General features: G+C 54.9%; 11 protein-coding genes and 6 pseudogenes. 10 read left to right on the top strand and 7 right to left on the bottom strand.

The window, feature by feature from the left end:
- The first annotated feature begins 11 nt into the window (after positions 1-11).
- Complete coding sequence (locus tag IHE30_RS09585; protein WP_337690149.1) at positions 12-806, top strand: hypothetical protein; 795 nt, start codon at positions 12-14, stop codon at positions 804-806.
- A gap of 346 nt (positions 807-1152) precedes the next feature.
- A pseudogene (locus IHE30_RS09580) lies at positions 1153-2323 on the top strand (PDDEXK nuclease domain-containing protein).
- Between the two features lie 26 nt (positions 2324-2349).
- Here the strand turns inward: IHE30_RS09580 and IHE30_RS09575 are convergent.
- A pseudogene (locus IHE30_RS09575) lies at positions 2350-2834 on the bottom strand (tetracycline resistance MFS efflux pump); the annotation flags it as partial.
- Here IHE30_RS09575 and IHE30_RS09570 point away from each other — a divergent pair.
- Positions 2831-3088: a TetR/AcrR family transcriptional regulator C-terminal domain-containing protein gene (locus IHE30_RS09570; RefSeq protein WP_337690306.1), complete on the top strand. Its 258-nt coding sequence runs from the start codon at positions 2831-2833 to the stop codon at positions 3086-3088. The pseudogene IHE30_RS09575 and the gene IHE30_RS09570 overlap by 4 nt on opposite strands.
- On the opposite strand, the pseudogene IHE30_RS09565 reads toward IHE30_RS09570, so the two are convergent.
- A pseudogene (locus IHE30_RS09565) lies at positions 3018-3230 on the bottom strand (cache domain-containing protein); the annotation flags it as partial. The gene IHE30_RS09570 and the pseudogene IHE30_RS09565 sit on opposite strands and share 71 nt — an antisense overlap.
- Before the next feature lie 94 nt (positions 3231-3324).
- On the opposite strand from IHE30_RS09565, the pseudogene IHE30_RS15170 reads away from it, so the two are divergent.
- The 7 genes and pseudogenes from IHE30_RS15170 to IHE30_RS09535 form a co-directional block, all read left to right on the top strand.
- Positions 3325-3846 (top strand): annotated as a pseudogene (locus tag IHE30_RS15170) (hypothetical protein); the annotation flags it as partial.
- A complete protein-coding gene (locus IHE30_RS09555; RefSeq protein WP_443193638.1) occupies positions 3746-4975 on the top strand; it encodes an MFS transporter in 1230 nt (409 codons plus the stop codon). The pseudogene IHE30_RS15170 and the gene IHE30_RS09555, both read left to right, overlap by 101 nt.
- 647 nt (positions 4976-5622) lie before the next feature.
- Positions 5623-5976, top strand: a pseudogene (locus IHE30_RS15165) (IS110 family transposase); the annotation flags it as partial.
- A gap of 8 nt (positions 5977-5984) precedes the next feature.
- On the top strand, positions 5985-6440 hold the full coding sequence (locus IHE30_RS09550) for a transposase (RefSeq protein ID WP_337690147.1): 456 nt from the start codon (positions 5985-5987) through the stop codon (positions 6438-6440).
- A 274-nt stretch (positions 6441-6714) separates the two neighbouring features.
- Positions 6715-6951 (top strand): hypothetical protein, encoded by a 237-nt coding sequence (locus IHE30_RS09545; protein ID WP_337690146.1) that lies wholly within the window; start codon positions 6715-6717, stop codon positions 6949-6951.
- Between the two features lie 1290 nt (positions 6952-8241).
- A pseudogene (locus tag IHE30_RS09540) lies at positions 8242-9143 on the top strand (IS3 family transposase); the annotation flags it as partial.
- A 71-nt stretch (positions 9144-9214) separates the two neighbouring features.
- Complete coding sequence (locus tag IHE30_RS09535; RefSeq protein ID WP_337690145.1) at positions 9215-10132, top strand: LysR substrate-binding domain-containing protein; 918 nt, start codon at positions 9215-9217, stop codon at positions 10130-10132.
- Positions 10133-10186: 54 nt separating this feature from the next.
- Here the strand turns inward: IHE30_RS09535 and IHE30_RS09530 are convergent, their stop codons facing one another.
- From IHE30_RS09530 to IHE30_RS09510, 5 genes are read right to left on the bottom strand one after another with little or no spacing between them, the layout of a single operon-like run.
- Complete coding sequence (locus tag IHE30_RS09530; RefSeq protein WP_337690143.1) at positions 10187-10756, bottom strand: TIGR00725 family protein; 570 nt, start codon at positions 10754-10756, stop codon at positions 10187-10189.
- Entirely contained in the window at positions 10710-11528 is an 819-nt protein-coding gene (locus tag IHE30_RS09525) for an ABC transporter permease (protein ID WP_337690142.1), read from the bottom strand. The genes IHE30_RS09530 and IHE30_RS09525 overlap by 47 nt, the downstream gene beginning before the upstream one ends.
- A complete protein-coding gene (locus IHE30_RS09520; RefSeq protein WP_337690141.1) occupies positions 11525-12634 on the bottom strand; it encodes an extracellular solute-binding protein in 1110 nt (369 codons plus the stop codon). Before IHE30_RS09520 ends, IHE30_RS09525 begins: the two co-directional genes overlap by 4 nt.
- Before the next feature lie 8 nt (positions 12635-12642).
- A complete protein-coding gene (locus IHE30_RS09515) occupies positions 12643-13680 on the bottom strand; it encodes an ABC transporter ATP-binding protein (RefSeq protein WP_337690139.1) in 1038 nt (345 codons plus the stop codon).
- The gene (locus IHE30_RS09510) at positions 13677-14441 is read right to left on the bottom strand and encodes an ABC transporter permease (protein ID WP_337690137.1); all 765 of its coding nucleotides are present in this window, start codon (positions 14439-14441) and stop codon (positions 13677-13679) included. Before IHE30_RS09510 ends, IHE30_RS09515 begins: the two co-directional genes overlap by 4 nt.
- Positions 14442-14578: the final 137 nt, after the last annotated feature.

The following is a 14578-nucleotide window of genomic DNA, read 5'->3' as shown; positions in this document are numbered from 1 at the left end:
GCGTATTCGCCATGCTTGATATCAACGAGATCTTGACTCACCTTGCTTCATGTAAACCGTATCAGCCTCCCCGGCCACGTTGGAAATATTGTGTCGAGCGCGCCGGCAAGTGCCTGTTCGGCATTGTCGTAATGTACCTCGTGATATTGGGCGGGTTTGCGTGGTGGCATACATGCGTGGCGCCGTTGTCGCGCCTGCTTGTCAATATTGTGGTCGCCTGTGGCTACGCGTTGCTGGCTGTGATGTGGTTGTCGTTGCTTGTGCTGCCGCTGCTGGCGGTGTTCGACTTGGTCGGATGGAAACGCACTAGGCCGGTGAGCCTGCTGGGAGAGGTGGCGACGGACGAGCGGTCGGTGCAATTCCTGCTGCGTCAGCCCGAGCCGCAATTGCAGTATGCAAAGCACTGGCTCAAGGTCAAGGCGGCGCGGGTGGATGGACAGGTTGCTCGATGGTTCGGCGAAAAGACAACGATTTTCTCGTTAATTGCACTGACGTTCTCGAGCGTCAAGGACTTTGGTGGTTTGCCCTGGCTGGAGAGGACGCTTGCGCAGAGCATGCGCGCCGGCAATTATCTGAGTGCCGTGTTCCTGGGGGCGCTGGTATTTGTTTTTTGCTTATCGCTGGGCGCGATGATGTTGAAGGTCTTGCGGGAGCGGTATGCCTATCAACTGGAATTGGTTGAACTCGCGTTGACGCTCAAGTCGCTGGCGCAGGATAAATCGTCCGCGGCACCGCAAGCCGTGTCGCCGCCGCCGTCCGCGCCAGGTGCACTCAGGCGCATGTTGAGGACGTTGCGCAGGCGTTGAAGCCGTTGCGCGCAGGGATTGGGTGTCGCCCTGTCCGACATCCGACCTCGTGTCCGAAAAGTTGAGACACAGGATAAGTTCTGCTGACCTAATAGCGAGGGCATGCGGGTGTAGTGCACCGCGCTGAGACGGTGTAGGATACGGATACTGTATATCCATACAGTTACTCTGGCGTGGCTGGAGCTAAAGAGATAGCCCTACCTGTCCATCCAGTGATTCCAGACGGGTGGAGCTAAGTGGCTACCCCGACCTATTCATACAGTGTTCGCGATGCTAAGCCATCGCGAACAGCGTGCTGCGACCCTGCGCGGCACGCGCGAGCCTTAAACGCACGGATGAGCGCACCATGACCAGTACAGAAATGGACATCGACACTTATACCGGATTGCACCGGGAAATCGTCAGCGTGATTGAATCCGCGCGCCTGACTGCGGCGCGCAGCGTCAATGCGGCGATGACGGCTGCTTATTGGGAGATCGGTCGGCGCATCGTCACGGTGGAGCAGCGTGGCGCCGAAAGGGCGACGTATGGACAGGCGTTGCTGACGCGCCTGGCCAAGGACTTGACCGGCCGGTTCGGCCGCGGCTTCAGTCGAGCGAACCTAGTTAGCATGCGCGCGTTCTACTTGGCCTGGCCGCTGGAGCAGATTTGCCAGACACTGTCTGGCAAATCTGCTGACGCGGAAAAAGGCCAGACATCGTCTGGCAAATCCCTGTTGGCCGCGTTCGGCACGACGTCGTCCCCGCAGTTTGCGCAACTGGCCGCGCGTTTCGCGCTGCCGTGGTCCGCGTATGTGCGCCTGTTGTCGGTTAAGTCGCCCGCTGCGCGAGCATTCTACGAGAGCGAGGCATTGCGTCAGGGGTGGTCGGTGCGGCAACTGGACCGGCAGATCAGCAGCCAATTGTATGAGCGGCTTGCGCTATCACGCAACAAGGTCGCGCTGCTCGACAAGACGGGGCAGTCGCGCGCGCCCGAAGGACGAACCGACGCCCGAGGAAGCGATCCGCGACCCGTTCGTGCTCGAGTTCCTTGACCTGAAGGACGAGTATTCCGAATCGGACCTCGAACAAGCGTTGATTCAGCATCTGGCGGATTTCCTATTCGAATTGGGCGATGATTTCGCCTTCGTCGGGCGACAGCGCCGTCTCCGGATTGACGATAGCTGGTTTAGGATCGACTTGCTGTTCTTCCATCGGCGCCTCAAGTGCCTGATCGTCATCGACTTGAAGGTGGGCCGGTTCACGTATGCTGACGCCGGTCAAATGCACATGTACCTGAACTACGCGCGCGAACATTGGATGAAACCCGGCGAGAACCCGCCGGTCGGATTGATCCTGTGTGCGCAAAAAGGGGCTGCCGAGGCCCATTACGCGCTAGGCAATCTGCCCAACACGGTACTGGCCGCCGAATACCAGACCGTCCTACCCGATGCGGCGCTGATGGTCGAGGAGCTTGAACGCACGCATGCGGAACTGGACAGGCGCAACGCCGGCAAGCGGATCGCCACGGACCGGTGAGAAGGTAGGTATCCGCTCAGGTTGTCTTAGGGCACGCGACGCGAAGCCTGCGTTGCGGCGGCGGCCAGCCCGCGCATCCGTGCACTGAGTAGCCACGGCACCACTAGCAGATAGCTTGCCGCACCCAATGCCCACGCTAGTCCCGGGAACCATGTCACGCTCCACGCATACACCGCGGTGACCGCAACGGGCCCGCCTACGCCGATCAGGCTGGACAGGCTGGCAAGGGCGCCCTGCAACTCGCCTTGCACCTCATCGCTAACTTGGCGCGCGATCATGGCTTGCAGCGCCGGCATCGTCATCCCGCCTGCCGCGAACAGCGGAAGCAGGGCGAACGGCACCCACGCGCTGGAGGCTACCGCCAGCAGCGCAAGTCCTGCCGCGTCGGCTGCCACGCCTAAAAGCAGCGAACGCCATTCTCCGATCCGTCCGACCAGTGGTCCGATCACGAATGCCTGTGACAACGCATGGCAGCGCCATATCCGGCCAGCGACAACCCGGCTATTGATGTTCTCGCTGGGTCGCTTCATCGTAGGCTGGGTACTGGAAGAGCAGGCGGTAGCGCGATCCGACGCACCGATGGCGCGCGGCGAGGCGGGCCCGGACCCCGTTGCCTATCCGCTCCTTGCGCGTGGCTGGGCGACCTTGTCCGATGAACATCCGGACCAACTGTTCGAGCGCAGTGTGCGGCTCTTCATTGCTGGCGCAGAGGCAGCGTTGCGTGATCGTGTGGACTGGCCGTCGGATACATCGGACCGGCGCTGAGGGAGGGTGCCCATGGACAGCCATCGGGCATCCATCGCAAGGCGCAATCGACGTCGTCCAGGTAAAGGCCGGTGCTGACCATCCAGTTCCATTGTGGAATCGCGATCACGTAGCCGGGCTTGGGCACAGTCTGGCCGGTTGACGGCTTACGCCACTAATAGTGTACTGTGCCGCCGCCGCGATGCGCAGCCGCCAGCCATTGCTGTATCGTTAATTATCCTTGCGCATCACGCATCTTGAATGGTGCGTTGCCCGATATCGATGCATTACGCATCCCGCTGCGCTACCTAGCCAACCTGCTGACCGCCGGCGATGAAGAGCCGGTGCGGCTGGCGCTGCTGCGCATGCTGGCGATGCGCGCGTACATGCGCGCGCGCCACGTGGACGGCGAGGAGGCACCCGACTTGCTCGAGCAAGTGGACCTGACGCGCGCCCAAGCCGAGGGCATGTACCGCGACATGGCGATCGCCAATGATGAGGACCGCTTTGTGAACCCGAGTACGCACCGCGAATATGCGGAGAATGCATTTGACCTGCGTTCATCGCGTGGCTTCTCGTTCGGCAACGGCTGCTCGGGTTCACTCTCTTCCTCGGTCAGTTCGAACCAAGGGAAAAATCATGTCGAGCCAACCCACCGGAATCGCGACGAGCCGGGATATGGCGCTTGCTTATCGAGTGCTCGCCGTCAGCACGCTGGCATTCATGGTGTGCTTCATTGTCTGGATGATGTTGGGCGTACTTGGCATATGCCTGCGTGAAGAACTAGGGTTGTCCGGTGCGCAGTTTGGCGCGTTGACGGCGACGCCTGTGCTCACCGGCGCGCTGCTGCGGTTGCCACTCGGCGTCTGGACCGATCGGTTCGGCGGCCGCGTGGTGATGACGGCGCTGCTCGTGTGCGCGGCCATACCGGTATTTCTTGTGAGCTACGCGAACGCGTATTGGCAGTTCCTCATTATCGGGTTGTGCCTTGGCGCGGTCGGCGCATCGTTCGCCGTCGGTACCCCTTATGTCGCACGGTTCTTTCCCGCGGCCAAGCGTGGCTTCGCGATGGGGACATTCGGCGCGGGCACGGTCGGCGCTGCAGTCAACTTGTTTATCACGCCGTCGTTGCAGGCCGCATACGGTTGGCGGGCAGTACCGAAGATCTATGCGGCGATGCTGTGGGTCACGGCGGTCATTTTTTGGCTCGGCGCGGCGCGCGATCCAGGTGCCGGCAAACCGGCCGGGTCATGGCTAAAGCAGTTCGCCGTCTTGCGCAACGAGAGGGTTTGGAAATATTGCCAGTACTATTCGATCTGCTTTGGCGGCTTTACCGCGCTGTCGCTGTGGGTGCCGCAGTACGTGAAGGGCCAATACGGCTTCTCGGTGGCGGCGGCGTCCGCGCTGGCAGCTGGTTTTTCGTTGCCGGGTTCCGTGCTGCGCGCGGTCGGCGGCGTACTCGCGGACAAGTTGGGTGCGCACAACGTCACGTGGTGGGGGCTGTGGGTTGCGTGGGCCGCGTTGTTCCTGCTTTCCTTCCCGGATATCGATTTCACGATTCATGGCGTGGCTGGGCCGATGCATTTCCATCTGCATATGCCGCTGCCATTGTACTTGGGCCTGCTGTTCGTGCTGGGCGTCGTCTTTGCGTTCGGCATGGCGTCTACGTTCAAATACGTCGCGGACGATTTTCCACAGCAAATGGGTGTGGTCTCGGGTATCGTCGGGTTGGCGGGCGGATTCGCCGGGTTCCTGCTGCCGATCATCTTTGGCGTGCTGCTCGACTGGTTCAAGGTGCGCTCAAGCTGCTTCATGTTCCTGTATGGTGCGACGTGGGTGTCATTGATCCTGTTGTACGTGTCCAATCTGCACAAGGTTGACATCACTGAGGAGCAGGTCAGCAGATGACGTCACGCAGCGCTACTCCGTTGCCCCGCCGCCGGACTGCTTCAGCGGTAGAAGCTCGACGGCGGCACGCCCTGCGCGGGGTGCTTGAGCGACAGCAGTAGGCGGTCCATTCGCTGGCGGACGTCGCGTCGTCTGGATGCTCGGATAGCCGCTGACACACCCGCGCAAGCCTGGCGCCTGCGGCCACGGTGGGTGGAATGGCAACACAGGCAGTTCGCGCGGCTCGTCCGGCCGGAACCGCATCGACTGCCCATTCCGGCTGTCCGGATCATATTGCAATGGCACGCCCGATGCAGCCAGGATCAACCAATGGCACGCCTCGATGCGAGCAGGATCAACTCGCGCAATAGCGGCGACACATTCAGCACGCAATTGCGGGCTGGCAACCCTGGAGTCGCGTCTGTATCCACATGCTGTAATTGTCTCTGTGACTTACTTTGGAGGCGGACATGGAAACGTATGTGGGTCTCGATGTATCCCAAAAGGTTACGGCAATCTGCGTTGTTGGTCGCGATGGGAAGACTGTATGGCACGGAAACGTCATCTCGAACCCTGAAGAGATCGCCCGAGCTATACGCCTACATGCGCCGGAGGCGGTGCGGGTTGGCATGGAGACAGGGCCACTCGCCGTATGACTATACCATAGCTTACGAGCCGATGGTATCCCGGTTGATTGCATTCATGCTCGCCATGTCCACGCGGCTCTGGCGACCCAACTGAACAAGACGGATACTAACGACGCACGCGGCATCGCTCAGCTCACGCGCAGCGGATGGTACCGGGGTGTTGAGGTCAAGAGCATGGCTAGCCACGAAGTGCGGCTTCTACTGGGCGCGCGAGGAAAACTTGTGAGCACGCGAACGGGTCTATATAACCAGATTCGGGGCGTACTTAAGACGTTTGGTGTCATCCTGCCTGCAGGTAAAGGTGTTACATTCGAACGGCTTGTCGAGCAAAACATGCCCCCTCATCTCTCGTACAAGGCGTACTTGATATCCTAATAGATAGCTTGCGCCATATTGGAACTCAAATTAATGCACTGGATCAGGCCATCCGTCGCGTGGCTCAAGCAAGTCCGGTCTGCCGACGCTTGATGAGCGTGCCCGGCGTGGGCTCGCTGACTGCAGTGGCGTTTGCCTCGACTGTTGACAATGCTGAGCGCTTCCGAAGCGTGCGTGACATTGGACCCTACCTTGGGCTGACGCCGACGAAATATCAATCCGGCAATGTTGATCGCAACGCAGGTATTTCGAAAGCAGGATGCCGGCTTACGCGCCATCTACTGTTCGAAGCGGCGTCCTCTCTAATCTCCCGATACCGGCAGGACTGCGATCTGAGACGATGGGCACTGACGCTTATTCCTCGCATTGGCGCTCGCAAGGCGATGATCGCCACCGCGCGCAAATTAGCGACCGTACTGCTCTCTATGTGGAAGGGACAAACAGACTTCAAGGCAATGACATAGTGGATTCGATTTGACTATTTGCACTGCCAGACCCGAATACTTCATTCAGGCTGATTACGTCGCCGCAGCGATTCCTTCACCCTTTTTGCGGTCCCACCGCGGCAATCACATCGGAACGCTGTAGCGACTTTCAAACGGCACGTTGTGGCGCACTGCGACCACGTAGACGACAACGAGACGGCCTCTATGAAGAATTGCAACAGAGAGGGAGCTTATTGACAGGAATTAGACGACAAAGGGTGTTCATTTGGACCGCGCCGCGCATGTACACCGTATGGTTCACACGACGGCAGTGCTGGCGATCGTATTGTTCGGTGAGCGGCTGGCGTCATATTATGTGGTCGGCGGTGTGGCCGCAGTGCTTGGCGTGCTGGTTTGCGCCGAGACTAGGCGCCGCAGCGTGCGTGAGGGCGTTGTCGCCCGCAGCCTAATCTTCCAAAACGTGCATGACCTGCGAGATGCTGATGACGCACGGCTGCGTGCACAGCGTCTCGCCTACGTGGGCGCATGACACAGCACCCGCCGTTCGCGGTGCCGCTCACTCACCGCCATGCTGTACGCCCGGGGCCATCCGTCCAACGCATTGAGTTGGCACAACCATGATCTGAGTCCGGTGCGCACGTGTAGCCGGCGGCCCCAGCGTTGGCGCTGTTCGCGGACGTAGCGGAGCGATTAGCTACAGGCAATGTGCGGCGAGAGGCGTGATGCGCGCTTTATCCAGCACGTGACATCAACCAGTGTCGGCCAATGCTGATGTGCGAGGCCGGTGTCCTGCTTCGCGGTTGGTCAAGTGATTTGGCTGATGATGTTGTAGTGCGAGGACAAGGCTTTTGAACGAATTCTCCGTTGCAATAGAAAAAATACCGTGTTACAGGTAGCCAATCTCCATGGTACAACCAATCGATTTGTATCCCAACGGGATTGATTCCCCAATCGATCTCGATATAGCGCGATAGTCGTACTGGACTTCTTTCCAGATGGATGTCTTTCATACAGCTTTCTACAAGCAAGGAAAAGACGGGTTCTGCGGTGCCATCTTTTATCCGCAACACATATAGGACGACTTCATTTCCCGAAGAACAATATTGGTTTGGACGTCGGTTGGAACGGTGGCTGATCAGCGTGAGGACGTATTCTTCTCCGTCGATGACCCTTGAATGCGTTGTGGGGAACGTGAAGCTCGACGCGGTTAGCAATGTTTTGCGTAACAATATTGGTATATGAAGCACCATTCGCTGACTGCCGTTGTCCTTCAGTACTGTTAGCTCATTGTCAATGTATTGGAGAACCCTGCCGTCACGAAGGTCGACGTATTCTGGCGAATCATATTGGTAGGCATGGGCTGAGATGCTAAATCCGCATAGAATATGGACGAAAAATACTCGTGCCGTCCTTTTCAAACTATTTAGCATGCTTAATCCTAGTATTGCTAAAATATAAATATGCTAAAGAGTTCAGTGTGTTTGCCGGCCTTCATCAGGGAGATCGATGGTTCGCTCGCAACGTCAGCAGATGCTGCCCGTCGGCACGAGCCGCCGTCTGCTTTAGAGCGAAAATGTTGTGGTCGAGATGAAAATGTAATTGACAAAAGGCATCTCGACCATTGAATATTTGGATGCCGATTGTTGAGCAACAGAAAACTGTCCATTACTCAAAAGAGCATGTCTCGCAATGCAGGAACTATTGGCGTTCGATGTTGTCGCTAGGCATGAGAGCCTTACTCGAGCAGCAAGTTTTTTTATGCATTACTGTCAGTGGCGTGCGTAAGCAAATTTCCGCGTTGACGGCTTTCGTCGGGTGGCTGAAGAAGCTGCTAGCCAAGGCGATGCTCGACATGGAAGCCCTGAGCTCGCAAGCCAAACGCGAAGCAGTGGAGGCGATGCGGGAGAAGTCCAACATCTTAGAGCGCCGCGCCTGTCGGCTTATTGGGTTTTTTGCAGCGTATTGCATGACGAAGCGAAGCCGGACTACGAGAGGAAGCCGGACTACGAGAGCGAAGTGCTGACGGCGCGCCTGGTGGAGCTGGCGCATGAGCCTCGGCGGTTCAGCTATCGGCGATTGCACGCGTTGATGAAGCGTGACGGTATCCATGCGAACCACAAGTGCATGCCTCGTCTTTATCGCGAAGCAGCGCTCGCCGTGCGGCGCCGTCGTCGGCACTACGGCGCCGTGAATGAACGTGAGCAACTGACTTTGCCGAGCGGGACGAATGAAGTTGGATCAATTAATTTCGTGATGGACGCGCTGTCGAACGGGCGGCGTTTGAAGTGTGGCCAGCATCGACGATTCCTCCAAGGAGGCCGTCGATATCGTCGTAAGCCACGGCATCTCGAGCGTGTATGTTGCTCGAGTGTTGGCCGAGCAGCGTGTTTCCGGGACTGTCCCAAAGCGCTGAGCACGGACCAGGGACTGGAATTGACGAATCAGGTGCTTGACCGATGGGTGTACGTCAATAGCGTGACGTTGAAATTGATTCAGCCGGGCAAGCCGACGAAAAATGCGCACATCGAGTCGTTCAACGGTAAGTTCCGTGACGAATGTCTCAACGAGCCCGGGTCCACAATGCTGGCCCATGCCCGCGCAATCGCCGCGGCATGGCGTCAGGACTATAACAAGAAGTCGCTACACAGCGCATTGAACTACCTCTTGCCTGGAAAAGTTAGCGGCCCTTTGTGGCTCTTTTTGTACGATCTCTTAGTTTAAGTTGACTGAATCACTTGCGACCAGTGAATATTTAACCGTTCAAGGTTGAGTGACAGGAAATAATTAGGCCAATGAAGAGAGCATGCCCGACCATCCAAGAGTTGCTTGCGTTCGATGCAGTCGCTAAGCATGAAAGTTTCACACGTGCAGCTAACGTACTGTGCGTGACGGTCAGTGGCGTCAGTAAGCAAATTGCCAGCTTAGAGTCCTTCGTGGGGCGCCCTTTGCTTCAAAAAGCGGGACGCGGAGTCACACTGACCGCTGTAGGGCGGGAATATTGGGGAAAGATATCTCCAAGTCTGCGTGTTATTGAATCCGCGACCTTTGAAGCCAGGTTAGACGAGTCTAGCGCAGGCATACTAACTCTAGCCAGCGTACCCACCTTTTTAACAAAGTGGCTTATTCCGCGGCTACCCAGCTTCCGCAAGCTTCATCCTGGCGTCACCTTCAGTTTTGGCCAGCATCTCAGGCTGAACGACTCGCAGCCAGCTGACATTGATGCGGCTATCCGTTTTGGCGCAGGTAACTGGCCATCAGTCGTCTCTATTTACATTGCAGGCAAAGAATTTATCTGTATCTACGCTGCCAAGCTGGAGCAACAACTAGGCCGTCCCCTTAAACCGAGCGACCTATTAAAGCAGACGTTATTACACCACGAAGAAGCGCCTTTTGCCTGGCGGAAATGGGCAGCGCATTGGAACATAGACGAAACAAGTACTCTTTCAGGACCGCGCTTTACTCAATACTCTGCCATAATCCAAGCAGTCGTGAACGGTCTAGGGGTAGGCCTTGTGCCTCGGATTCTTGTAGAAGAAGAGCTTGCGCAAGGCGTCGTGCTGCAATTGGGGCCAGCGCTGGAATTTAACCTCGGACATTACCTATGCTTCAATCCAAACCGGATGAATCGGCCAATATTTGCAGCGTTCCACTCTTGGATGCTTATGCTTGGCAAAGCAGAACAGTCATGCTACAACGTTCCCGTGGCATAATCCAATGGCGGCGGTGTCACCGCCGGTCCACGAAAAGTGCAAAGTTCGATACTATTATTGAAGTCCAGCACCAGACTCACGGACTAGATATTCGATCACCCATCCGAGAAGCTGATCGATACTTTCCGCTGCCTGGGCTCCGGGTAGATTAAACTCTTCGTATAATGTGAAAACGGCTTTCCCCCACTTCACGCCCAATGCCATTTCAGAAAGCGTTCCCATTCCGCCTCCAATGGCAACCACGCACACGCTACCGCGCACAATTAGCACATTGCGTATTTCACCGATTCCTGTAGGAAGCGCCAACGTAACATATTTGTTAGCGCTACGACGGTCTTCTTCTGGGAGAATACCGATAGTCATTCCTCCCATGTCATATGCGCCATGGCATGCAGCTTCCATTACACCACCCCGTCCTCCACAAATGATAGGCACGCCGGCACTTGCCAAAACGCTTGCCACTTTGTACGCTGCCGAGCGGCATACCTCGTCACAAACACTTGGCCCAATTATTCCTACAGGCTGAGGGTTACGATGAGGCCCCGCTTGAATTTCAATCAACCGGCGAAGCTGCTTGTTAATTTTTTTTGGCAGTGGCATATTCGCGCCGGTTTGTAAAAACATTACCCGCTCCCAAGACAAAAACGCAAAGACCCAATAATATTAGAGAAATGGCTGATGCTTCAGCCAAATCAGCGCAACTATCGCTGATTTTGGCAAACAATAGCAATGGCAGAATATTTACTTGTGTTCCTACCAGAGCAAGCGCCGTACCGTAAGTACCCATGGCCAAAGCCGCAACGAGGCAAGCGTTCGCAATGATCGATGGCGCAACCTCAGGTATGATCGTATCGAAAAATGCGCGTGTACGCGAGGCGCCCAGCGTACGCGCTGCGAGCCACGGTCGTTCATCCAAGTTGGCGAAGACTGGATAAAGCGATAATGCCACGCGCGGAATCAAATAATACGCGTAAGCTAAAGCAAGCCCGCCAATTGAGTAAAGCCATCCTCCGAACTGAGCGGGGTCGCCCCCCAACATTGCTATAAGCTGCGTCACAAAGCCCGCCCTACCGTAAGCTAGAATAAAGCCATAAGCAATAACCAGACCCGAAAAAGCAAGTGGAATCCCTAGTAACATCATTAGCCACTGGCGGCGGGATTCCGGCTGCCTCGCCAGTTCGATGGCAATCACGGTACCGACGATAGCTGAGATGCCGCCGGAGAATAGACCGAGTATCACCGTATTCCTAAATGCGCTTAGGAATAAATGGTCGGTAATCACTTGGCCGAATGCCTCGCCGCCGCTTCTAGCGGTCTCTGGAACGAGAGCAAGGAGCGGCAAAACAAAAAACAAGATGAGAAACGCCCAAGCTGGAAGCAGACCAAATCGCTTCATGAATTATTTATCAAAACGGCTTTCGCCCATAAACGATCGACTTCGCTCTTGCGAGCAGACGCCTTGATTACATCAAGAGGCCGTATTTGTGGCGCTTCTGGCATCTTTTGCTGAATATCGGGAGGCAGTGGAATACTTTTCACCGAGGGTCGGACAAAACCTTCGGCAAACAATTGCTGTCCGATTTTGCTCATGATGAAATTAAGCCACAATTTGCCCGCATTCGGGTGCGGACCATTTTTCACGAGGCTAATGCCATAAGGTGCGGCAACACTGGCTTCTTTAGGAATCACGACATCGATAACATCGGTCATGCCCTTTTCTGTGTATTTAGCCTTAAGCCCATCATTCTCATAACTGATCCAGATTGGTATCTCCCCCTTCATGAATTTCGAATAAGGCGTTATTCCTTCAGTTCGAAGGACATTGCCTGTGGCATGCAGTTTTTTCAAATAATTGATGCCGGGCTTAACATCGTCCACTGAACCTCCATTGGCGTAGGCTGCAGCGAAGGCGACAACTTGGCCCACACCCGCGGAGCGGGGATCGAGGTAGACAATGCTACTATTGTATTCTGGCTTAAGCAAATCGGCCCAAGAAGTGGGCGTATTACGCACCAGCTTTTTGTTCACGACGAATGCTAAGTTTAGCGTATGGACGGTGAACCACTTGCCTTCCGGATCCCGAAATACCTCGGGCAGCGTATCGAAGTGGATCGGTTTGAAAGGCGCTACCACGCCTTGGTCTACAGCCTCTACTGCGGACGCCGCAAAATAATAGGCTGTGTCTGCTTGAGGCCTGCGCCGGCTCTTGACCAGTGCGGCCGCAGTCGCAGCGGAACCCAAATCATTATAGTGCAATTTGATTCCCGGATAGCGCTTGCTGAACGCATCAAATAACGCCTTCCAATTAGCCCATGTTGGCCCCGTATCCCACGAAACGACCTCTCTCTCCTTCCTGGCAGCCTCGTAAAGCGCAAGCTCACCAGGATAAAGCTGCGCTTTTTCCCAAGCATTAGCAGGAGTAGGAGCCGCAGTAGAAGCAGGAGACTCAAACCCTGCAAATGGCACTAGAGCTGCCGATTGAACAAATTGTCTGCGTTTCATAAGATCTTTTATGAAGGGTCGTCATCAAGCAATTGAATACCCTGTGGTGGGATAGAAATGCTGTTTACCGGCACCTCGATTGCTTCGCCTAGGATCGGTTTAGATGCGCCGTTTACTTGAAAGTCGTACCGAACCACTGAGCCCAAGTAACGCTGGTTAACTGCACAACCTGCCAAATAGTTCAACGTTCCTTCTGGAGGATCTGTCACCACATGCTCAGGACGGATCAGAACAAGTACTTTCTCTCCCGAACGGCGACCATCAGTATTGGCAGCGATTTGAGCGAATCCTAGATCTACTTGATTATATGCTGAAACTTTCGCAGGAAGCAATGTCGATAACCCTACAAACTCGGCTACTGCCCGGCTATTTGGATAACGGTAAATTGTTTTCGGCGAGCCAAACTGTAGAAGCTTGCCATCTTTAAGCACGGCAACATAATCGGATAACTTCAACGCCTCTTCTTGATCATGTGTGACTAATATAGTTGTTATGTTAAATTTTTTCTGAATTGACCGGATCTGATCGCCCAAATATACTCGAATGCCTGCGTCGAGTGCAGCCAATGGCTCATCGAGCAATAACGCTTTGGGATCGATCGCCAAAGCTCGAGCCAGCGCAACTCTTTGCTGCTGTCCGCCTGATAGTTTGGAAACTGGTCTGGTGGAAAAATTTCCTAAACCCACTGTTTCCAATAATTCGGCTGCCTTAGCTAATCGCTTTTTCAGTGGGATCTTTTTTAATGCGAGTCCGTATGCTACGTTCTCGATCACATTGAAATGTGGGAAAAGTGCATAACTTTGGAATACCATTCCAATATTGCGCTTATGTACAGGTTTTTTTGCTAAATTTTCGCCATCTAGGATGATTGACCCCGATGCTCCGCTAATTAGACCCGAAATAAGTTTTAGAAGTGTTGACTTACCAGAACCGCTTGCACCAATTACAGCAACCATTTCACCGGTCTTTACCTCAAACGAAATGTCAGTTAACCCATGCCCAGTCTCCGGGTATTGGTAACTCACTTGACTCAGAACTAGGCTCATGATTTTTTGATGGCGGTAGAAGAAATAAATGCCGCCGTACTGGCTAACACAAGAAGAATAACGGTGGCCGCACAAGCAAACCCGGTTGCACCATAAAAAGCCTGCCACAAGACAACTGGATAAGTGCGATTCTGGAAGCTGGCAAGTAAATTGGATAAACCAAATTCGCCTACCGAAATGGCAGCAACCATTACGAGACCGCTTAATAGGCTTTGTCGTAAATTAGGTATGAAAATTCCAAAAAACTGCTGTAATTCTGTAGCCCCTAACGTCGCGGCTGCCTGTTCTAACCTTGCCAAGTCCAGATGTCGAAGATCAGTCAGCAAAGTATTAGTAAGATATGGTAGCGTATGGACAGCATGTACTACGATCAGCAATGGCAAGGTTCCAAGCCAAGGGAAAATATCTGTATTAAATACAATGATATAGCCAAAACCCAATGTGATGGTCGGTACAGCTGTAGGCAGCATACTCACAATTTTAGCCGCGATGCTTCCGCCCCGTCCAGCTTTATGGTATAGGGAGTACGCAAGCGGGATGGCTAAAATCGTATTGATCGTGCACGCGCTTAGCGCCACCACGAGGCTCGTCGTAAATGCATCTCGAAAAGACGAATCCAGCCAAACATCGACATACCATTGACCCGTTATCCCGCTAGGGAGTAAGGAATTCATCCATAACTCGCCCACACTGCCGATGCTCAACAATAGGATGGGCAGTAACAGGTATATTGCGTAGACAGCAGCAATGCCTCGAACCACTATTTTCTCCACACTGAGCAATCGCCCAATACGTGTTGCTACTATGCAACCCTGATAACGCTGGTAAAAGCAAGCCGTCGCTTCCGTTCTATCTGTAGGGAGCAGCACCGCTCCGAGTTGGTTTAAGTCGCGGCCGT

It is taken from the genome of Mycetohabitans sp. B46, assembly GCF_037389205.1.
Taxonomy (GTDB): Bacteria; Pseudomonadota; Gammaproteobacteria; order Burkholderiales; family Burkholderiaceae; genus Mycetohabitans.
This window is presented reverse-complemented; position numbering and strand designations above follow the sequence as displayed.